The 20174-nt window shown below is 34.6% G+C and carries 19 protein-coding genes and 2 pseudogenes; 7 read left to right on the forward strand and 14 right to left on the reverse strand.

The genetic code is table 11. The features are described from left to right. Positions 1-55: 55 nt before the first annotated feature. The 4 genes from ACH0B5_RS00385 to ACH0B5_RS00400 form a co-directional block, all read right to left on the reverse strand. Positions 56-1696: a helix-turn-helix domain-containing protein gene (locus ACH0B5_RS00385; protein WP_406927234.1), complete on the reverse strand. Its 1641-nt coding sequence runs from the start codon at positions 1694-1696 to the stop codon at positions 56-58. 99 nt (positions 1697-1795) lie between these two features. Further along, positions 1796-2263 carry a hypothetical protein gene (locus ACH0B5_RS00390; RefSeq protein ID WP_406927235.1) on the reverse strand — a complete coding sequence of 156 codons (468 nt, stop codon included), beginning with the start codon at positions 2261-2263 and terminating at the stop codon, positions 1796-1798. Between the two features lie 646 nt (positions 2264-2909). Beyond that, positions 2910-3095 carry a hypothetical protein gene (locus ACH0B5_RS00395; RefSeq protein WP_122973593.1) on the reverse strand — a complete coding sequence of 62 codons (186 nt, stop codon included), beginning with the start codon at positions 3093-3095 and terminating at the stop codon, positions 2910-2912. After that, positions 3088-3819: a hypothetical protein gene (locus ACH0B5_RS00400; protein ID WP_406927236.1), complete on the reverse strand. Its 732-nt coding sequence runs from the start codon at positions 3817-3819 to the stop codon at positions 3088-3090. The genes ACH0B5_RS00395 and ACH0B5_RS00400 overlap by 8 nt, the downstream gene beginning before the upstream one ends. A gap of 311 nt (positions 3820-4130) precedes the next feature. Here ACH0B5_RS00400 and ACH0B5_RS00405 point away from each other — a divergent pair, with 311 nt between their 5' ends. The 7 genes and pseudogenes from ACH0B5_RS00405 to ACH0B5_RS00435 form a co-directional block, all read left to right on the forward strand. Further along, complete coding sequence (locus tag ACH0B5_RS00405) at positions 4131-5384, forward strand: HNH endonuclease signature motif containing protein (RefSeq protein ID WP_406927237.1); 1254 nt, start codon at positions 4131-4133, stop codon at positions 5382-5384. A gap of 23 nt (positions 5385-5407) precedes the next feature. Then, the gene (locus ACH0B5_RS00410; protein WP_122973591.1) at positions 5408-5878 is read left to right on the forward strand and encodes an SMI1/KNR4 family protein; all 471 of its coding nucleotides are present in this window, start codon (positions 5408-5410) and stop codon (positions 5876-5878) included. A gap of 331 nt (positions 5879-6209) precedes the next feature. Next, positions 6210-6727, forward strand: a pseudogene (locus ACH0B5_RS00415) (SecY-interacting protein Syd). 472 nt (positions 6728-7199) lie between these two features. After that, entirely contained in the window at positions 7200-7403 is a 204-nt protein-coding gene (locus ACH0B5_RS00420; RefSeq protein ID WP_406927238.1) for a hypothetical protein, read from the forward strand. 5 nt (positions 7404-7408) lie between these two features. Further along, positions 7409-7546, forward strand: a complete 138-nt coding sequence (locus ACH0B5_RS00425; protein ID WP_406927303.1) for an EndoU domain-containing protein — start codon at positions 7409-7411, stop codon at positions 7544-7546. A gap of 26 nt (positions 7547-7572) precedes the next feature. Continuing rightward, positions 7573-7908: a tRNA-Val4 gene (locus ACH0B5_RS00430; RefSeq protein WP_406927239.1), complete on the forward strand. Its 336-nt coding sequence runs from the start codon at positions 7573-7575 to the stop codon at positions 7906-7908. A 329-nt stretch (positions 7909-8237) separates the two neighbouring features. Then, a pseudogene (locus ACH0B5_RS00435) lies at positions 8238-8466 on the forward strand (IS3 family transposase); the annotation flags it as partial. Between the two features lie 126 nt (positions 8467-8592). Here ACH0B5_RS00435 and ACH0B5_RS00440 read toward each other — a convergent pair. The 10 genes from ACH0B5_RS00440 to ACH0B5_RS00485 form a co-directional block, all read right to left on the reverse strand. Beyond that, the gene (locus ACH0B5_RS00440) at positions 8593-9423 is read right to left on the reverse strand and encodes a phosphoenolpyruvate hydrolase family protein (RefSeq protein ID WP_406927240.1); all 831 of its coding nucleotides are present in this window, start codon (positions 9421-9423) and stop codon (positions 8593-8595) included. A gap of 23 nt (positions 9424-9446) precedes the next feature. Further along, positions 9447-10661, reverse strand: a complete 1215-nt coding sequence (locus tag ACH0B5_RS00445; RefSeq protein ID WP_406927304.1) for a Tm-1-like ATP-binding domain-containing protein — start codon at positions 10659-10661, stop codon at positions 9447-9449. 154 nt (positions 10662-10815) lie between these two features. Continuing rightward, positions 10816-12012 (reverse strand): phosphoenolpyruvate hydrolase family protein, encoded by a 1197-nt coding sequence (locus tag ACH0B5_RS00450; protein WP_406927241.1) that lies wholly within the window; start codon positions 12010-12012, stop codon positions 10816-10818. Between the two features lie 233 nt (positions 12013-12245). Further along, a complete protein-coding gene (gene deoC, locus ACH0B5_RS00455) occupies positions 12246-12926 on the reverse strand; it encodes a deoxyribose-phosphate aldolase (protein ID WP_406927242.1) in 681 nt (226 codons plus the stop codon). 16 nt (positions 12927-12942) lie between these two features. After that, positions 12943-13938 carry a substrate-binding domain-containing protein gene (locus ACH0B5_RS00460; RefSeq protein WP_406927243.1) on the reverse strand — a complete coding sequence of 332 codons (996 nt, stop codon included), beginning with the start codon at positions 13936-13938 and terminating at the stop codon, positions 12943-12945. A gap of 13 nt (positions 13939-13951) precedes the next feature. Further along, positions 13952-14932 (reverse strand): ABC transporter permease, encoded by a 981-nt coding sequence (locus ACH0B5_RS00465; RefSeq protein ID WP_406927244.1) that lies wholly within the window; start codon positions 14930-14932, stop codon positions 13952-13954. 26 nt (positions 14933-14958) lie between these two features. Beyond that, the gene (locus ACH0B5_RS00470) at positions 14959-16443 is read right to left on the reverse strand and encodes a sugar ABC transporter ATP-binding protein (RefSeq protein ID WP_406927245.1); all 1485 of its coding nucleotides are present in this window, start codon (positions 16441-16443) and stop codon (positions 14959-14961) included. Further along, positions 16427-17968, reverse strand: a complete 1542-nt coding sequence (locus tag ACH0B5_RS00475; protein WP_406927246.1) for an FGGY-family carbohydrate kinase — start codon at positions 17966-17968, stop codon at positions 16427-16429. The genes ACH0B5_RS00470 and ACH0B5_RS00475 overlap by 17 nt, the downstream gene beginning before the upstream one ends. Before the next feature lie 3 nt (positions 17969-17971). Then, a complete protein-coding gene (locus tag ACH0B5_RS00480; RefSeq protein ID WP_406927247.1) occupies positions 17972-19006 on the reverse strand; it encodes a galactitol-1-phosphate 5-dehydrogenase in 1035 nt (344 codons plus the stop codon). After that, complete coding sequence (locus tag ACH0B5_RS00485; RefSeq protein ID WP_406927248.1) at positions 18993-19940, reverse strand: sugar-binding transcriptional regulator; 948 nt, start codon at positions 19938-19940, stop codon at positions 18993-18995. The genes ACH0B5_RS00480 and ACH0B5_RS00485 overlap by 14 nt, the downstream gene beginning before the upstream one ends. Positions 19941-20174: the final 234 nt, after the last annotated feature.

Below are 20174 nucleotides of genomic sequence, written 5' to 3' on the forward strand. Positions count from 1 at the left end.
TAATTTTAATATTCAAAATTATAAAAATGAATGTGGCAAATCACAAAAATAAACATTACTTTTTGTGACTCACCACATATAGTTGAACAGCGATAACGAGATCAACCCACTCTTTTTCATCATTCAAATCGATTTGTAGGATGTCTTCTATTTTTCTTAACCGGTAATATAACGTATTCCCATGAATATGTAACGCTTTAGCTGTCTCTTTATGGTTTTTATTTTGATTGATAAAACAAAGTAACGTGTCGATTAGAAGGAAGTCGGTTTTTAATAACTTGCCAATCTTATCTTGAATGAAAATTTCAATCCTTTGGGGTTCTAAATCATGGAACAACCGCTCCATACCGAGTTTGGCATATTCCACAATATAGGATTGTTTCGTCGTCTTTGCGTAATTAATGGACTGGATCGCTTCATGATAAGAAATGGCTATTTGTTGAATACTCGTTTTCCGCCCAATTCCAATGAGCACTTTTTTTTCTTTGCCCACAATCATCTCGATCTCTTTAATAATTTGACTTAGTTGATCATCTTTCAAATCAGGTAGAACGACGATTAATTGAAATGCATTCGTCACGATAAAGCTATTCGTACAAATGCTTTTTAACATATTTTCAAAGGAAAGGACTAACCATTGTTTATCGGTTAATTTATTGCGATCCCATAATGTGTTTGCTGAACCTTCAATAATAATACATTGGATATCCCTTACTTCATTCCATTGTAAATAGGTTAAGATTCGTTTTAAATCAGAGTTGGTGAGATCATGTAATAGTTGATTAAAAATTTCCTGTCTAAAATGAAATTCTTGTTCCAATAATGCACTATTTTTCGTTAATTCCAGTGCGATGGCAGAACAGGCATGTTCAATAATTAATTGTTCAAATTCAGGAAATGTTTCGAAGGGTCGCTCCAGCTCTAATACGCCGAGTATTTCATGACTTCGTACAATCGGATAATAATTGCTGTCCTCATGATAAAGATTCGTCTCACGATGGACGACTTTTGAACCGATTAAAGTTTCTAATAACAAAAGGATCTGTCCAATGCCTTCCCCATCAATAATGAATTGATAAAACTTTTTATGAATGGAAATCGTATTCGATAACATCTCATTTTTTTGCAATAAATTTTGATAAACCCGAGAATGTTCAAGGGCGATGGCACTTTGATCCGCAATAATTTGAATGACTTCTAAATCGGCATCGGAAAAAATCCCATCCTGGTTAAAGTTATCCACAATCAAAACACCAAGACAGGAATCTTGATAAAGAATCGGAACACAAAAGGCACTTTTAATTTTTTGCCTCCGAACCCCTTCATAATAAAATTGATAATTTTCTTCCGACATATTGCTCATATAAAAATCGATCTCTTGTTCAGATTTAAATAATTTGGACTTCTTTTCTAAAAATACCTTTCCTGTAATCGACTCACCAGGTGCAAACTCGATTCTTTTAAGCGGTTCAATCTCAACACCAATCGCCTCAGCTATTCTCAGCTTTCCCGTTAACTCATCATACAAATAAATCATAAAAGTATCGGTCACTTGAACGAGCTCACTGGCAGCCGTAATTAAATTTTTCAATACTTCTTCAAGTTTTAAAGACTGGGTTAACATTTTATTAATCTCTAACAATTTTTTCGCCTTTGGTAGTGTGAGGTAAGAGTTGTGATCTAGATTGTTGGTCATGCAAAACACCTACTCTATTAAGTTAATGGAGGTTAGTATAAATAATAGTTTAGCATTTAAATTCATAACATTGTGTAATTTCTGTATTTTTAACAATCACTATATTTTGGAGAATCTTTGATAAAGTAATTTCTTTTCTAAATGTAGCGGTTTAGTTCCAGAGTTAATTAAGTCATTAGAACTTTTACCATCGATTGACCAAAAATCAATTTGTTCAATTTTTTCATCTGTAATATTGTAGCTGTATACGATATCAGTCTCTGTTTGAAATCTTACATGAAGCTCCACAGTCTTATTTAATTTATCATCATCAGTATCTGTTACACGCCATGAATCATTGGGGTATATTGTGGTGAGATACGTATTAAGCTTTTCAATAGCATCATTAGTCTGTAATTCAACTAATTTAGGTAATAATGCGAAGTAACCTATAACCAGAATCAGTAATATACCCGAAGATTCCCAAATTTTTTTCCGAATTGAAAGTTTCAAAATAAATGTAACTAAACATATGATTAACAAAATTACTATTAAACTACAAATTATAATAATTGATGTAGGACTCAAATCTCACACCCCGCTTGAAATATGTTGAATCAGCTGAAAAACTAAATACTCACTCTAACAAACTTATACTCTCATTTTAATCTGATATCTAAAGATTTATAGTGTTAAATTAAAAATACAAAAAACTCCTATTTTGCCATATTCTTATACTCGAATTACTAATCCATTATCTCTTTCATTCATGTACTTTTTTCTCCTACATTGAATACCTTTGTCCATATTCTAGATTCTTTCCAATTGGAGGAGGTCATACTTCGACCTTCCTCCATCCCAACTGGAATCAAATTCTTTTACTAACCTTTAGCTTGTAATCTTTTTTTCCATATTTATAACCCCAAACCGGCATCAAATTAGTAGTTTCAAAGAAAAAAACACTAGGTAGATTTTTACCTAGTGTCTACTAACTTATTTCTTAATCGCTTTAAATGCAGCTGATTGTTCTTTAATACTACGTTCTGCTGCGAAACGTTCGATACTTATATTGGGTATCTTGGGGATGATTCCTTTATTTTTCGTTTTGGTTATCCTACTCTACTCAAATTAACCAAAATCAATTTATGTCCAATTACTCGAATGGTCATTATATAACAGAAAAATAAAAATCCCCCACATTTTACAGATATGTAGGGTTCTATTTCATATAAAATTATAATGATTCACTATTTTTATATCTTGCTAGAATGTTATTTGTTACTGCTTTTCTTCGATTTTTAGCGTCAATTCTTTTTAGCTGTTCATTGTAATGATTGATTTCACTCAAGGATTTTGCTTTACGAGCTTTCCGAATAATATTTTTGATACTCTTTACATCAGAGGGCTTTAAATTATCCATCCACCTCATCTCCCTTCCATATCCTATCAATTAATTCTTCTAGCTCTATAAGATATGCGTGAAATTCCTCATTCGTGTGTGTGGGATTATCGTTTTTAAATTGATCAACATAATATTCGACCCATGTTTGAATAAAGTCTTCCCAACTATCTAAAATTTCATTATTGGGTATTTCCCCATACGTTAATAGCACTTGACCATTATCAATGACTTCATCCACTCTTGCTTTAAAGATCTCATTTTCTTCCGTACCACTCATTAAAGCAATGCCTTTTAAATAAGTAATTCCACTCAACCCTGCGACAAGCGCGATAACTAAAACCTCCGTCACGGAACCATCACTATTCAAAATATTGACAGCTCCAACACCCGCTATACCGCCTAATAAACAAGCGGTAATAACCGCAACAATCCAATTAAGTATTTCTAAGGAACCATTAAACAACGTTATTTTTACATCTGTTTGCCCTTTTAATAACATAATGAGTGAGGTCGAAAAACTACCGATAATGCCCACAAAAAATGGTAGAGCAATCTGATGTTTTATATCCATATCTCCAAATAAGTATAAAAACTTATCCTTTATTTTAAATTCATAAAAGAACCAACTGATAATCCAATTATATACAGTACAAATTAAATAAATCATTATTAATACCATGGCAAAATAAAGTAGAATTTTTATTAATTGAATTAATGCTTTTTCAATTTCCTTGAATTTCATCACTGAATCACCTTCATTTCCGCGAAAGCCCCTCACATTAATTTATAACAAATTTTTCCAGTATATGAATCCTTTCCTTTGTTAACTACAATAAAATGCAAACAGGTGAAACATAACAAAAAAACGCCAAAACCCTTATAATTAAGGATTTTAGCGTTCATTAAAATTCATGTATGGAGATTGCGGGAGTATCTTATTGGAAAATTGGTTACCTGTTTTAATTTTTCCAAATTTGATATAATTATCCATAACTAATTTTGTGGAGGACATTCATGTCAAAGATAAAAGTCGATATTGATAGAGTTAATGATTTGACCCCTAGCTTTTCACAAGTTGCCACTAAAGTATCGAATACAACAGATAAAATTGCATCCATCCGATCTCATATCGATTACCGTATTAAAGCACGACATGGCATCGGTGATCAATTGTACAAAATATCCAATGAATTACAAATGATTGAAAAGAATATGAAGAAGTTAGTATCCTTCCTTCAAAATTCGATGGATAAGTATGGAGATGCTGAACAGAAAATTGCTAGGCAAGTTCCTATGTTACCTAATGTGATTGGGAAAAATAACATAACTATTGATGAAAATGGTAAAATACAAGTATTAAACGAATACGCTCAATTTAATACAGATAGACCTGTTGATCCAAATACTGGTGAATATTTGTTTACATATGAAGGGCAAAGGCAAGTATTGGGAGGAAATGGTTCAGGAACACCGGATGGTCTTGCCCAATTAGGGGATTTAGCTTATGATTTTTTATTTGGCGACATAGAGACTCTATTTGACCCGAACGCATCACTTTCGGATAAAGCCATAGCGGCGGCATTCATGTTACCAATAGGCAAACCGCTAAAAGCTGCAAAAGTTGCGATGGATGCGGTAGATAATTCAAAAGACATTGCAAAAACTGTAGATAAAGCAGAAGATATAAAAAACCTCTCAAAATCTGTAGATAAAACGAAAGAGATTCAAGATAAAACAATTTCTGATCTAGAAGTAAAACAACTAGGGGAATACATAAAGGATATTGAGAAGAAGCAGGTAGATAAGGGTACAGGTAAAGTAAACTTAAAAAACATTGATGAGTTTATTGATGGTACTAAAACTTTTGATGATGTTGTTGATGATTTTGCTCGACTATACAGTGAAAAAATTCAAACAAACAAAACTTGGTCATGGAATAAGTCATTTCATGGTGGAGAGTATTTAACTGCCCGTCAGCGAAAATTGATTAAGGAAAAAGCAATTGCCGATGGCCTGATTCCCAATGTAAATGTTATTAAAGCAGATGGAATAAGGTATGGTTTTGCAGATTTCAAGAGTGTTGGACTTGTGGTAGAAACTAAAGATTTACCAGAAAGTCTCTGGTTAAAGTCTGACGAGGCACAATTTGAATGGCTAGATAACGTAATTGGAGGAAGACCAGAAGGTATGACATGGCACCATACTGAAGTACCAGGTAAAATGGAGCTAGTACCATTTGGAATACACAATATAACTATTCATAATGGTGGCAGATCTACTGGAATGTGGGCAGATGCACCGAGATAGCTTGTAAAGAAAGGAGAAGAAATATGAAAATAAAACAGGACACTATAGTAAGGCCATTGCCTTCGGAGGAATTAATAAAAAGTCACGAAAAGTTTTGGAGACTTTCATTACCAGAGTCTTTCTTAGAATTTATAAAAGAAAATAATGGTGTAGAGGTTGAGGAAGCAACATTTGAGTGTAACAACCGTGGTTATGCGATAGAAAGGTTTTTGTGTATATTAGATGATATTGAGAATCATCCAAAAGGAATTTATGACATAGATGTTGTATTTTCACAAATAGGTGAAAGGTTGACTGCTAATGAAGACTTATTAGGGGCAGAGGTATTGCCAATAGCTAGTGTATTTGCGGGTGACTTTGTATGCTTAGATTTTAGAACAGATAAAAATAATCCATCTGTTTGTATATGGTCTCATGAAGAATCCGGTGAGTTTGAGCCTGTTACATATAATGTGGCAGATAACTTTTCTGAATTTTTAAAGATACTTGAATAGAAACAAAGAGAGTACAAATTAAAAATATATGAATAAATGTGATATTAATAATGGATAAATTTTACAGTATGGAAGAAAGCACCTGATTGCCTTTTAAACTGCCCCTTAAAAGTTAGACGCCAATCTAATTTTTAAGGGGTTTTTTTTATGGCTAAATTGAGAGTTGAACAAAGAATTCAAGCAGTTCAAGGATATGTAAATGGACATGAATCAGGGTATACATAATGCAGAAAAATCTGCAGGGGTTTGGGGAAATGATAGTGAGTATGCTGAATTACTTGAAAAATTTTTGAATAAGTAAAGGGTGATAAATGTGTCAATAAAAGAAACAATGAAGATATACTTTCAAATGAGAAAAGAGATAGCTAATGAAGGTTTAGATTTTTTATTTAAAACACCACTTAGTAGTGAAGATAACCTAATAATTTATGATGGTGAAGTTGATGAGGATGAATATATCCCATGGAAACCTGTAGAAATGACTGTTTCACAAGACTTTACAAGTTTAGAAGATGAATTTGATATAAAATTTCATAAAACAATAGTTGATTATTTTAACTCATATTGGTTTGCAGATTTAGATGGGTTTTATCAGGAACACTATATTACATTAGAGCCGGTCCTGCCTAATAATGAGATAGGTTCATTCCGAGAGTCATTGAAAGGATATAAAGAAATCATGGGGATAATTTAAAGAAGATACCTATTGGGATAGAGGGAAATGGTTTGTTAGTGGTTATTGAGAATAATAGTGGAATAGTACAATTAGAAGATGTTGAAAGAGGTACATTTGAGCATATTGCTAAGAATATTCAAGAATTAATAGGGAATTTGAGATTGAAAAAATAGCAGTTTATTTAGTGTAGAATGCTTCAAAAAGGTTAGTAGACAATTATGGATAACTTACTTTTAAGGTATTAGGAACTAATAAATAAAATATTTGATCCTAAGCTTTATGATGAAGAAGCAAGTAAATATATAGAAATTTTAGAGGAAAATGTCCCCACTTCTCCTAGTGACTTAATTTTTTGAAAGATGAGGATTTATCTCCAAAGGAAGTAGTGGAAATTGCCTTAGCGTACAAAGAAGAAAGTAATAACATTTAGAATACCGTATTAGTAGAACCTTGAATGACTATTTATCATTCAAGGTTTTTTTAAAGGGCTACCTATCACCCCATAATACTTTACCTTTGCTTTCTCTCTGCTTTATAAATTTTTTAGTTGCTTTTAGAACGATTACTAGAGTACTGCTCCACATCGATTAACTCCTAAGTGTCGAAGCTGAATATTTATTTACTTTTGACGACCGGTGGGAAGTATTGGGAAGAAATGGTTCAGGAACACCGGATGCTCTTGCGCAATTAGGGGATTTAGCTTATGATTTTTTATTTGGCGACATCGAGACTCTTTTTGACCCGAACGCATCACTTTCGGATAAAGCCATAGCAGCTGCTTTCATGTTACCAATAGGAAAACTGATTCAAGTTTCTTTCCAAAGGAATGGAATCGTGTTGATGTTTTAAAAGCAATTGATGAAGCTTTTGAAACAAAACAACAGATAGGTTCAAATAAGTATAGAGGTGTAACCTCATCAGGAATTAAAATAGAAATGTACTTGAATAAAGATGGTTCAATAGCTACGGCATATCCATTATATAAAAAATGATTTATAAGGGGTTTAAATTAAAGTTTATGAAATATTCATATGAATTTAAGAAAGATCCATTTGGCGATTTAGGGTTAGTTTTGCCAGAAGAAATAAGTCTTTTTTCGGACTTTATAGAAAACATTGCAACAGAAGAACAAGTGGATGAGTATATAGAATACACTGAGAAAGTATTAAGAGGGGTATATAAAGAATTTGAAATTGAACTAAATGCTACGAGTGTATTTATCAAGAAAGATGTTACAACTGTTGTAAATAATTTTCGGATTGAAGAGCCTTATGAAAATACAATAGAAACTGAGCAATTTATAGAACTGTTATTAGTATGGAGAAAGAAGATTCCAGAAATATTCAAAGGCTGAATGTTAGGGGAAGGGAGTGTTATAAAATCATTCAAATTTGTATATTAAGAAGTTAGTAATTATTAAATTAGTAACAGAAAATGTTATGAATTATCTTCTACACAAATAAGTACATATACAGTAGTTAAAAAGCAAAGCATATGTATAGTTACTTAAAACATTTAAATTTAAGCACTTGAATGTCTACTAAAGGCAACAAGTGCTTTTTTTGTTTAAAAGTGAAAATTTTAAAAGCACTATAATTTACCAGATCAAAATATTCCCTCTAAGTTTTATTTTGATCGTGCTGCTTATACAACTCGAGAGTTGTTTCTGCATGAAGACTGGTCAAGTTATTTTCCGTAATATTATCACCTGGTTTAGACTTATTTAATGGAAAAATAATTACATACACAATTGGCCATAGACCAACGTATTCACCTGTCTCAGAAAGTATTATAAAAAATGCAAGAGGAACATCAATTACTAATGCATTCGGATCAAGGCCAGCATTATCAAATGAAGCAATATCGTCATGCACTTGAATCAAGAAGAATTGTCCAAAGTATGTCTCGTAGAAAAACTGTTGATGGCAAAATTGAAAATGAGTCCGTACAGACCGAACTCATTTTAAACAAGTTGCCTAAAGAAATAACCGTGTCTAACTTTTAGGGGTCACTTCAAATTTTACCTAGTGCCGTTTACTTATTTCTTAATCGCTTTAAATGCAGCTGATTGTTCTTTAATACTACGTTCTGCTGCGAAACGTTCGATACTTGAAGCGCCAAAGAAGCCATCTAGCTCTGGAATTTTGCTTATGACATATTGGGCATCTTCTGGTTCTGAGATTGGACCACCATGGCACATTACCAGAATATCTGGGTTCACTTGACGACCAGCCGCAATAATGGCATTGATTTTTTCTACACAGTCATCTAAGGAAAGGGCTGTTTTGGCACCAATTGTTCCTTTCATTGTAAGTCCCATATGTGCTACTAATATATCCGCGCCTGCTTCGGCCATTGCCTTAGCTTGTTCTGCATCGAATACATATGGGCAAGTCAGCATATCCATGTCATGGGCTTTACGAATCATGTCCACTTCTAAGCCGTAGCCCATTCCTGTTTCTTCAAGGTTTTGACGGAATACACCATCGATTAATCCTACTGTAGGAAAGTTTTGTACCCCACTAAAGCCTTGCTCTTTTAATTGCTTTAAGAAAATATCCATCACTCGGAATGGATCTGTCCCACATACTCCCGCTAACACTGGCACGTCTTTTACGATCGGTAAAATTTCTTGCCCCATCTCTACAACGATGGCATTGGCATCACCGTATGAAAGTAATCCTGCTAGCGAGCCACGTCCTGCCATGCGGTAGCGACCAGAGTTATAGATAATCAGTAAATCCGCTCCACCAGCCTCACTACTTTTCGCAGTAATTCCTGTACCTGCTCCTACTCCCACTAGAATATTACCAGCTGCTATTTGTTCTTTCAATTTCGCAATGTTTTCGGCACGTGTTAATGTGTTCATCTGTATCCTCCTAAAATATTCATCTAAGCGGAAATACGCTTTAATAATTCCATTAACTTATTCGCAGCTGCGATGGCAAATGCATCATCATTAATGGCATTTTCTAATTCAACTATTTCAACTGTATCAGCTACTTGACTTCGTAACGTATTGAATAACACTTCATTGGCATCGGGGTCATAGAAAACTTCCCCTTCCATATCGATGGCAGATACCCCTTTTAGCGGAAGCATTAATGTTGTGTTTCCTTGGGCTAAATTTAATTTTTCAGCAATTACTTTACCGATTTTTTGAAGCTCTTCTGCCGTAGTACGCATTAATGTGACAGTCGGATTGTGCTGATATAGATTTCGATCTTTAAATTGTGCCGGTACACTATCGATGGGGCCAAAGTTCACCATATCTAAAGCACCAACGGATACAACTTGTGGAATACCTACTTTTGCGGCTGCTTCTAGACGATGAGGACCGGCATTTAATACCCCACCAACAATTTCATCGCACCATTCCGTTGTCGTTAAATCGAGTACACCTTTAATATAGCCCGCTTCAATTAACGCTTCCATACTTTTACCACCCGCACCTGTTGCATGGAATACAAGCACTTCGTAACCATGTTTTTCTAAATATGCTTTTGCCGTTTTAATGCAAGGCGTCGTTACACCAAACATAGTTGCTGCGATTAAAGGCTTCCCTTCCTCTTTAAATTCTTTCGTATTTTTTACCATTCCAACAATCGCATTCACTGCATTACTAAAGATTTTCATAGATATTTCATTTAACCCTTCAGCGTCCACTACCGATGGCATCATCACAATATCGCTCGTTCCAACATACGGCGAGATATCTCCAGATGTCATGGTTGATACCATTACTTTTGGAACACCAATTGGTAATGCTTGCATTGCTGGTGTAGCTACTGAAGTGCCTCCAGAACCACCAATGGAAATGACGCCATCAAAACGACCTTGGGCATAAAGTTCTGGAACTAACATGGCAGTTCCTTTAGACATTACTAATGTTGCTGTTGCACGGTCTTTTTTCTCAATAAGTGAGTTGATATCAACACCTACTGCTTCAGCTATCTCTGCATTCGTAACATCTGGTGTTATAAATGGTTCAAACACTCCTGTATGAATACAAAGTGTAGCAACTCCTTGTTCTTCTATTAAATCTTTGACAAATTTTAGTTCTTTCCCCTTTGTATCAAATGTCCCTAGAATTGCCACTGTTTTCACCATCTACTGCACCCCCATTTGAATTTCTTCCTTAAGTGATAGCGCTATCATTTTATAAATAAAAAAATAACATGCATCATCACTTGAATTCATTTTATCTAAAAATGGAAGGTTAAGATATGTGTTTGTTTATGTATTTCTTGTGTTTATTTATTTAAAGTGTTTGATTGTTCCGAAAATTTTTCGGGGAAGATCCCTTTATTTTTTTAAACATTTTACTAAACTGGGCATAGTCCTGATAACCAACTAAACTAGCAATTTCGACAATTGATAAACGAGATTCTATTAATAGTTCCGCGGCCTTATTCATCCGGTATCGCAGTAAATATTCAGTGAAAGTGCATCCCATCTTTTCTTTAAATTTAGAGCTTAAGTACGGTAACGACACATGTAGCGCTAAAGCAATTTCACTTAATTGGATAGGCTTTTGAAAATTTTCTTTAATATGTTCTTTCACAAATTCAACGTAATCATAATCGTGAACCTTTCCTGATAATACGTCCATTAAAAGATCTTTGCTTTCAGAATGGGTCGGATTTTTAAAGGAACGGGTAGAATGGAAAATCGCCTTCTCAGCCGGGATTCGCTCAAAGGAAGAACCCCCAATATAGCCTTGGCAAGCTGTATTATCATAAAAAAATTGGGCATCGATTGGCGATTGTATCGGTCCCCCGTACACCATTTTGATAACTTGAGGATTCAGTTCGTCACATACAGCAAATATTCGATCTGCCAGTTGCCGAGCATTTTCAATCGAATGTACTTTTTTAGCCCCTAAATCCCCACCGGTTGTTAAACCGAGATGGACACATATAACATCAGCCCCCGCCTCAATCATTTGCACTGCTTGTTGCTCATCAAAAACAAATGCGAGAGTAAAGAGTCCAAGGTGACTCGCGATACGGATTGCTTCAACTTCATGATCATACCCAAGACCACTTTCCTCCAACGCCTCACGAAACTGCCCATTGATCAGTCCGACTGTCGGAAAATTATTAACCCCCGAAAACCCGGCACTTTTAATATTGGCAATATAATCTGCTAACACAATCGTCGGATCTGAAGCATGTAAACCGAAAATAATCGGTTTATTCATCGATAACGGCATTAACTCTCTTGTGGCAAAGTCGAATACAATGCGATTACTATTTCCATAACTTAAATAAGAAGAAAGAGAAGACCTACCTTTTTGGCGGTACCAGCCAGCACTTAACGCCAATATAATATCCGCCCCGCCCTTCACACTATACTTCGTCGTCATACCACTTCCCGCAGCCACACCAAGAATATGCCCATTTGTATGTATTTGCGCATTTAATGTTTTAACAATTTGCGAACGGTCATTAAACATATAAAAGCCTCCAATATAGGTATAGGATGAATATGGGGTTATTTTAGAATTACTTGTGTTTATTTTACTAGAAGTTGGGTGGGGTGAATAGGAGGTGGTTTTATAAGCACATTAGGATAAAGATTATTTTGAATTACGAGTTTGATATTTAAAATGCAACGCTTGAGACCTAGCTATCCTTATAATGTTTGGCTAATGAAATCTCAAGCGTTTTTTTGAACCTAATAATAATCTCAATATCCTGTTCTAGCGGCTGTTTCTTCAGTTAAATTTACAATTCCTACTCCATTACTTGTTCCAATTCTTGTTGCACCTAGCTCAATGTATTTTTTAGCATCAGCTGTCGTTCTAATACCACTAGATGCTTTTACTTCTACCTCATTACCTACTATTTTTTTCATAAGAGAAACCGTTTCTTCTGTAGCTCCCCCTGTTCCAAAACCTGTAGATGTTTTAACGAAGTCAATTTTTAAGACTTTCGCTATTTCGCATATTTTACTTATTTCTTCTGACGTTAAGTAACATATTTCAAGAATAACTTTAATCACTAGATTAGGATAATCTTCTTTTAACGCTATAAAAGCTGCCATCTCCTTTTTAACATTATCAAAGTCTCCATTTTTGATATCACTTATATTAATTACATAATCTAACTCTGTTGCACCGTCTTGCAAAGCTTGTTTTGCCTCAAAGATTTTTACATTCGTTAAAGTTGCTCCTAGTGGAAATCCAATTACTGTGCAAACTTTCACATCAGTGTTTTGTAATAATTCACTAGCTCTTTTTACATAGGTAGGATTAATGCAGACAGAAGCAAAGTGATGTTCAGAAGCCTCTTTACATAAATTTTTAATATCCTCTTTAGAAGCATCAGCTTTTAGTAAAGTGTGATCAATGTATTTTTCAAGTGTCATATAATCGCTCCAATTATTATTTAATTTCAGCAAACTTTTTAGTTTCATCCAAATACTGGTCTACATTCGATTCATCAATTAATCCAGTACCACCGTCTACATATTTTTCAACCGTTTCGCCATTACCAACTTTTACAGCTGTTTGGATAGACAACACGCCTAGAGAAATTGGATCATTTATAACTGTAGCCTTAAATTTTCCGTCTTTAATTTGTTTTACCGCTTCCATTAGGCCGTCAATACCAACAATATTTACATTTTCTAATTTACCTGACTTTTCAAGCACTTGAATTGCACCTAGAGCCATATCATCATTATGGGCATAAACAAGATTCACATCAGGATGTGCTTGCAATAAGTCTTGCATTGCTGACACCGCCTCAGCACGAATATAATTACTGTAAGGTCCTTCAATAATTTCAATACCTGCTTCTTTTTCAACAATTTCGTGGAATCCATCATGACGCGCCTGCATAACTGTTCCACCCGCATCACCTTGAATTTCAATAATTTTTCCTGTTGCTTTTCCTTCTCCACCTAACAATTCAACAGCCTTCTTACCCGCTTCTCTACCCATTTCCTCATTGTCACGACCAATGTAAGAAGTAACATCCTGTTTCGTATTACGGTCAACTGCAATTACAGGAATTTTTGCCTGTTCTGCTGCTTTTAAAGAAGGTGCTACACCTGACGGATTGACAGGATTAATAAGGAGAACATCAATTCCTTGGGTAATCAAAGATTGTATATCAGAATTTTGCTTTTCAATATCATTTTGAGCATCTACAACAATTAATTCAGCACCTAATTTTGCAGCTTCTTCTTTTGCTCCATCAATAAGCGCTGTGTAAAAAGGTGACTCTAATGTTGGTTGAGAAAATCCAATAACTAACTTATTTTCGGACTTGCTATTTCCATTTGAAGTTGTGTTTGTCCCCTCATCATTACCACCACAAGCAGCTAAAATTAACACCAATATTGTCAAAATAGAAAAAATATTCAATCTTCTCATTATAATAACCCCCCTATTTTTTATTAGATATTAATTGATTCATAACTAAAGCGATTACAATAATTACCCCCATAAAGATAGATTGATAGTACGAAGAGAGACCTAATAGATTAAAGATGTTCACAATCATACTCATAATCAAAACACCAATGAATGTTCCACCTATCCCTCCTCTTCCTCCTGCTAAACTAGTTCCACCAATTACTACCGCTGCAATCGCATCTAATTCTAAACCTGTACCAGCTGTTGGTTGCCCTACTGTAAGCCAAGCAGCCATTAATATCCCTGCTATAGATGACATTATCCCAGCTAATATATAAGTAGAAGTAATATATTTTTCAACAGCAATACCGGATAAACGGGCAGACTCCTCGTTGCCCCCAACAGCATACAACTTTCTGCCAAATGTCGTATATTTTAATATCACCACCGCAATAATTGTCAGCACGATCCAGATAATTGCTGGAATTGGGATATTTCCCATGCTTTCGCCAAGAGCAGTAAATGCAGGTGGTAAATCATAAATTGGTTCTCCATCTGTTGTCAATAAAGCAAACCCTCTTGCACTAACCATCATAGCAAGTGTAGCAATGAAAGCTGGTACTTTAAATTTAGTAGAAATAAATCCACTTACAAAACCCATAAACGCTCCTGCTAAAATTGTAATTGCGATAGCAAGGAAAGGGTTCAATCCACTAGACATCATTAATGCCGCAAGCATTCCAGAAAGTGCAAGTACAGCACCAACTGAAAGATCGATTCCTCCGACTAGAATCACAAATGTCATACCTATAGCGATTATTCCAACAAATGCTGATTGTTGGAGGATATTCAAAATGTTTTGGACTGTTAGGAAATGCTCAGACAATAATGTTCCAATAATGAAAAATGCTACAAAAATAATAAATAGATTATATTTCTTTAAAATAGTACCTATTTGAAACTGACTTTGTTTAGGTTTCTCCATCACTTCTGTATTTAAATTCATACCCATATAGTCTCCACCCCTTTGTTTATATTTTAAGAACCCGATACGGCCGAATTCAAAATCTCACTTTTTTCATTTGCTGGAGATAAGTACTCTTTTATAATTTTCCCCTCAAACATTACTAATACCCGATCACAGATAGCTAGAAGTTCATCTATTTCAGAAGAAGCCACAACAATACTCGTACCTTGACTTGCTAAGTCTCTCATAATCTTGTAAATTTCATCCTTTGCCCCTACATCGATTCCTTGTGTTGGCTCATCAAAGAGCAACAATTTAGACTGATGTATCAACCATTTAGAAATAATAACTTTTTGTTGATTTCCTCCACTTAAATTGCGAATTTCTGTTTTAGGGCTAGGAGTCTTAATATTTAGCTTCTTTATCGACTCTTTCATTTTTTCTCTTATTTTACTTTGTTGTAAAAATCTACTTTTTGAATAGTTGTTTAAAGAAGGAAGAAAAGCATTTTCTTCTATAGATAAATTGGCGATTATCCCTTCCGTTTTTCTATTTTCCGGAACAAGCCCCATTCCTTCATTTACAGCAACTTTAGGCGAAGCAATTTTCTTTTTAACCCCATTTAGAAAGATTTCCCCATCAATTAGTTTATCTGCTCCATAAATTGCTCGAAGTAACTCGGTTCTACCTGAACCTACAAGTCCATATAAACCGACCGTTTCCCCTTTTCCAACAGTAAATGAAACATTTTTTAAATGCTTATTAGTTAAGTTATGGACTTTTAAAAACTCTTCTTTTTGATGATAAATATGTTGCTTTGCTTGTTTTTCTATTTTGCGTCCGGTTATATATTCAACCAGCTGCGGTTCGCTAATATTTTCCAACTCTTCCGTGATGACCCATTTTCCATTTCGGAGAACTGTCACTCGATCACCAATGGTGTACAATTCATCAAGCTTATGGGAAATATAAATAATCGTATAGCCTTGTTTTTTTAGTAGCCTAATAACATCAAATAATTTATTAATTTCATCACCAGAAAGAGCAGTTGATGGTTCATCCATAACAATAATTTGACATTTAGTCGAGATTGCTTTAGCAATCTCTGTCATTTGTTTTAACCCCATGCTCACTTCTTTTACTAATAGGTTAGGAGAAAGTGAAAGCCCAAGAAGAGAAAACAGCTCAGTTGCTTCATTTTTCAGTTGATTCCACTTAATTAATCCAGCTTTCGGATTCAGATAATTTCCAAGAAAAATATTTTCAGCTAAACTTAATTCTTCAACTAGTGAAAGCTCTTGATAAATTGTAGCAATCCCATTTTCCTTGCTGTCTGAAGGGGAAGTAATTTTCACTTCGTTCCCATTCAATAAAATAGTACCTTCATCCTTTTCATACACACCTGATAAAATTTTCATTAAGGTTGATTTTCCAGCGCCATTTGCACCAATCAAGCAGTGAACTTCGCCTGGAAGGACAGAAAAATTAACATTTTGTAAAGCTTTAACCCCTGGAAAAGACTTAGAAATCTCCTTCATTTCAAGTACATAACTCATGGGGCTCCTCCCTTCCTTTATTTAATTTTTTCATGATAGGAAATAACAGTGTATTTAATTCCCTATATATCTCGAAAACGTTTTCATATTTTTCTTTATTAACCCAATTAGGCTCAAATACTCGTTCCATTTCCACCATCTGTTCAGAAGCTTCTTTAATCGATGAATATAATCCAATTCCATATGCTGCAATAATAGCCGTTCCTTTTGTACCGGTTTCTTGATCCTTTGGAATAAAAATCGGTAGTCCCGTAACATCACTTATAATTTGCATCCAAGAAGCATTCTTAGTTCCTCCACCTCCAGCAATTATTTTATTTACAGGAATCGAAGAGTTTTTATATGTTTGAATGACATTTTTAGTACCAAATGCTATTGATTCAAGAATTGCTCTATAAATATGAAATTTTGTATGAGAAAGGGTCAGCCCTATAAATGCTCCAGAAGCATAAGGATTTTTATAGGGGGTTCTATTTCCCTTCCAACTGTCTAATATAATTAATCCTTCACTTCCTGCATTAATTTCTTTTATTTTTTCATCTAGTTCTAAATAGATTTCATCAAGATTCGTACAATCTGTATAGAATTCATTTATAAACCACGAAATTAAAGAACCACACGATAGTTGACCACCTTCAAGCAGCCAGTAGTTTTCAATTAGCGGAGAATCATAAGGTCCCCATAAGGCATCATTAAAAATTGGTTGTTCATGATGCATCAAATGAACAAAGCTCGTCCCCATAATCATACTCAAATGTCCTGGTTCAAGAGATCCCGAACCAATCATACCTATATGTGCGTCAATCCCACCTTGAAACACAGGTGTACCAGCCTTTAATCCTAACTCTTCAGCTACTGTCTCTGTTATTGTCCCTACTTGATCTCCCACTTTTAATATTCGATTAGGCCAATGCTTTGTAATTCCCTCTAAACCAACTTCATTAAAAAATTTTTCCGAAAATCCATTTTGATGTTTAACATAATTCCATTTGCAAGTTGCATTACACTGCGATGCAACGACTTCCCCAGTAAGCTTATAATTTATCCAATCCAGTTGTTCGAGGATAAACTTATTTGTTAAATCATAATTGTGTTTTAACCATAAAGATTTTGTTGTCATCCATTCAATAGATGTCTTTTGACCAGAATACAATAAGCGATCCTTTACGATAGAACTTGTATTGTTATTAATCTCTTCTTCTTCAGCTACTGCCCGTTGATCCATCCAGCATTGGGCGGGGATAATAGGTTGATAGTTTTGATCCGTCATCAACACGGTTGAAGATGTTGCACAAACAGAAATACCGTCAATTAAGGATAGATTAATAGTATTATTTGCCCTTTTTAATGCTTTTTTTAAAGCATTCCACCAATCATCCGGATTCTGCTCGGATAAACTTCGATTGCTATGAAAGGTTGGATATGATACACTTTCCTTTAGGAGAATATTTCCTTTTTCGTTATATATCCCTATTTTCAACGACTGTGTTCCTAAGTCGATTCCTAAAAGATATTTATGATCCATTTTCTATTCCTCCGGGAAGATTAGAATTTTATTAAAAATAATTTCCCTATTTTTAATTTTTTCAAATATATCTGGCGTGTCATCAATTGGAATACGATGTGAAACAATTGGATCAGTTTGAATCTTACCTTTTGCCATGCACTCAATAGTGAATTTCCATTCTTCACCAGGGAACGGTTCTGAAAATGAATTCCACGAACCATGGATACCAATTTCATAGCGAAGTAGTCGATCTACCGCCTTGGCGGACAATGTTAATTCTTTATTTGAAATACCTAAAAATACTACACGTCCCATTTTCCCTGTAATGGAAACAGCTTGGTTTTGTGCAATCGGTGAACCTGATGTATCTAAAACGACATTAACTTTTATATCTGCGAGTTCTTTAATTGGGTCCACCTCTGTGGAATTAATGACTCGATCTGCCCCTAATTGTTTTGCAACTTGTAATTTTTCTTCAAATACATCAATGGCAATGACTTCACTTGCTCCCATTTCACGAGCATATTGCACTGCAAACAACCCTATTGCCCCGAGTCCAAATACAACAACTGTATCTCCAGGCTGTAAATTACCTCTCCAAAGTCCGTGAACTGCATTTGCTGCAGGGTCAACCATTGCACCAGCTTCATATGAAACGGTATCCGGAATTTTTAAAAGATTATTTTTATGCACTTTTATATATTTCGCCATTGCTCCGTCCGTTCTTGAACCGTAGTAATTATAGGTATCACAAAGACCGTATTTCCCTATTCTGCAATAATCACATTCCATACAAGGGACAAGCGGAGCGATTGTTACCCGATCTCCTACTGCCCATCCTTCAGTATCTTGACCACATTCTACAATGACTCCTGCAAATTCATGACCTAGTGTCAATCCTCTATAATAGGCACCTTTTACTAAAGCTCTAGGAATATCCGATCCACAAATCCCTACTGCCTTTACTTGAATTAATACTTCTTCTGAATTAATAATTGGTGAATCAACTTGTTCTACTTTCAAGTTTCCTGGCTCATATAATTTAACCGCTTTCACTGTAATTCCCCCTCGTGTTTTCATTTAAAATCTCAGTTGCTAATAATTCATCAATAAATAATACATTTACATAACCACCATTTAATGCACCTATCACACTTTTTGCCTTTGATTTACCTGAGGCAACTGCAATGGAATACTCTTTAAGACGCAAATCTTCTAGTTGTAAACCAATAGTACGTTTGTTTAATTCTGCATCTGCTAAGGTTCCATCTTCTTTAAAATACCTTGAACAGATATCTCCAACCGCATTTTTAGAAATTAACTCTTCATAGGCACCTTCTTTAAAAAAGCCACCTTTATAAAGAATATTGTTATAGTGAACGCTTCCAATTCCAAATATTGCAATATTACTTTTTCTACCGATTTCGATTGTTTCTTCTATGCTAGAATCTGAAGTTATAACTCGAGCAATCATTTCTGAATCTACAATTGTAGGCACCGGTAACATATAATACCCCGTTGAAAATGCCTCAGAAAACTTCTCTAACAGTTGAGCGGCACCAGTGGAAATTGAATTTTTTGCAATACCACCATTTAACTGTACAATTTTCATGTTATCTACTTTTTTCGGAATTAAGTGAGGAATAATATGAGCTAATGTTGTTCCCCAGGAAATTCCGAGAATCGTATTGTCACAACAAATTTCATGTAAATAATTCGCTACTGCCCTACCGACATCATTTAAAATTAGTAATTCGTCTTCGACATATACCGGTAGTACAAAAACCTTTTTTAATGCATACTTTTCTCTAATTTTTTCTTCTATGCTTTGTACAAAATTAATCGGGTAATTTACTTTTACATCAACAATCCCTTGCCTATATGCTGCATCTAAAATACGGCTAACCGTTGCACGTGAATAAGGTAATTTTTCAGAAATCTCTTTCTGTGTATAATTCATTTCGTAATACATTTTGGCAACTCTTATCATTTCCTCCTGAGAATACATCGCACACCTCACTTCGTGAAATTATGTTCACTCACTAAAATTTTGTTCATGCCCCAATTATATATATAATCAATTCAATTTGGCACAATTTTTCGTTAATTGAGAATAATTTCAAAATTAAAAATACTGTTGTAAACTTATTAAATTTAATGTAAAATAATTTATTTTGTTAAAAAATAAGGATCTCAATACTTCTTCGAAAGAAACTATTAGGAA

Source organism: Ureibacillus sp. 179-F W5.1 NHS (assembly GCF_045369345.1).
In the GTDB taxonomy this organism is placed as follows: domain Bacteria; phylum Bacillota; class Bacilli; order Bacillales_A; family Planococcaceae; genus Ureibacillus; species Ureibacillus halotolerans.

Coding starts and splice junctions, on each gene's coding strand:
- ACH0B5_RS00385 (WP_406927234.1), bottom strand. CDS start 1,696: ATGACCAACAATCTAGATCACAACTCTTACCTCACACTACCAAAGGCG.
- ACH0B5_RS00485 (WP_406927248.1), bottom strand. CDS start 19,940: ATGATAAGAGTTGCCAAAATGTATTACGAAATGAATTATACACAGAAA.
- ACH0B5_RS00465 (WP_406927244.1), bottom strand. CDS start 14,932: ATGGGTATGAATTTAAATACAGAAGTGATGGAGAAACCTAAACAAAGT.
- ACH0B5_RS00410 (WP_122973591.1), top strand. CDS start 5,408: ATGAAAATAAAACAGGACACTATAGTAAGGCCATTGCCTTCGGAGGAA.
- ACH0B5_RS00475 (WP_406927246.1), bottom strand. CDS start 17,968: ATGGATCATAAATATCTTTTAGGAATCGACTTAGGAACACAGTCGTTG.
- ACH0B5_RS00400 (WP_406927236.1), bottom strand. CDS start 3,819: ATGAAATTCAAGGAAATTGAAAAAGCATTAATTCAATTAATAAAAATT.
- ACH0B5_RS00430 (WP_406927239.1), top strand. CDS start 7,573: ATGAAATATTCATATGAATTTAAGAAAGATCCATTTGGCGATTTAGGG.
- ACH0B5_RS00460 (WP_406927243.1), bottom strand. CDS start 13,938: ATGAGAAGATTGAATATTTTTTCTATTTTGACAATATTGGTGTTAATT.
- ACH0B5_RS00395 (WP_122973593.1), bottom strand. CDS start 3,095: ATGGATAATTTAAAGCCCTCTGATGTAAAGAGTATCAAAAATATTATT.
- ACH0B5_RS00440 (WP_406927240.1), bottom strand. CDS start 9,423: ATGAACACATTAACACGTGCCGAAAACATTGCGAAATTGAAAGAACAA.
- ACH0B5_RS00450 (WP_406927241.1), bottom strand. CDS start 12,012: ATGTTTAATGACCGTTCGCAAATTGTTAAAACATTAAATGCGCAAATA.
- ACH0B5_RS00470 (WP_406927245.1), bottom strand. CDS start 16,443: ATGAGTTATGTACTTGAAATGAAGGAGATTTCTAAGTCTTTTCCAGGG.
- deoC (WP_406927242.1), bottom strand. CDS start 12,926: ATGACACTTGAAAAATACATTGATCACACTTTACTAAAAGCTGATGCT.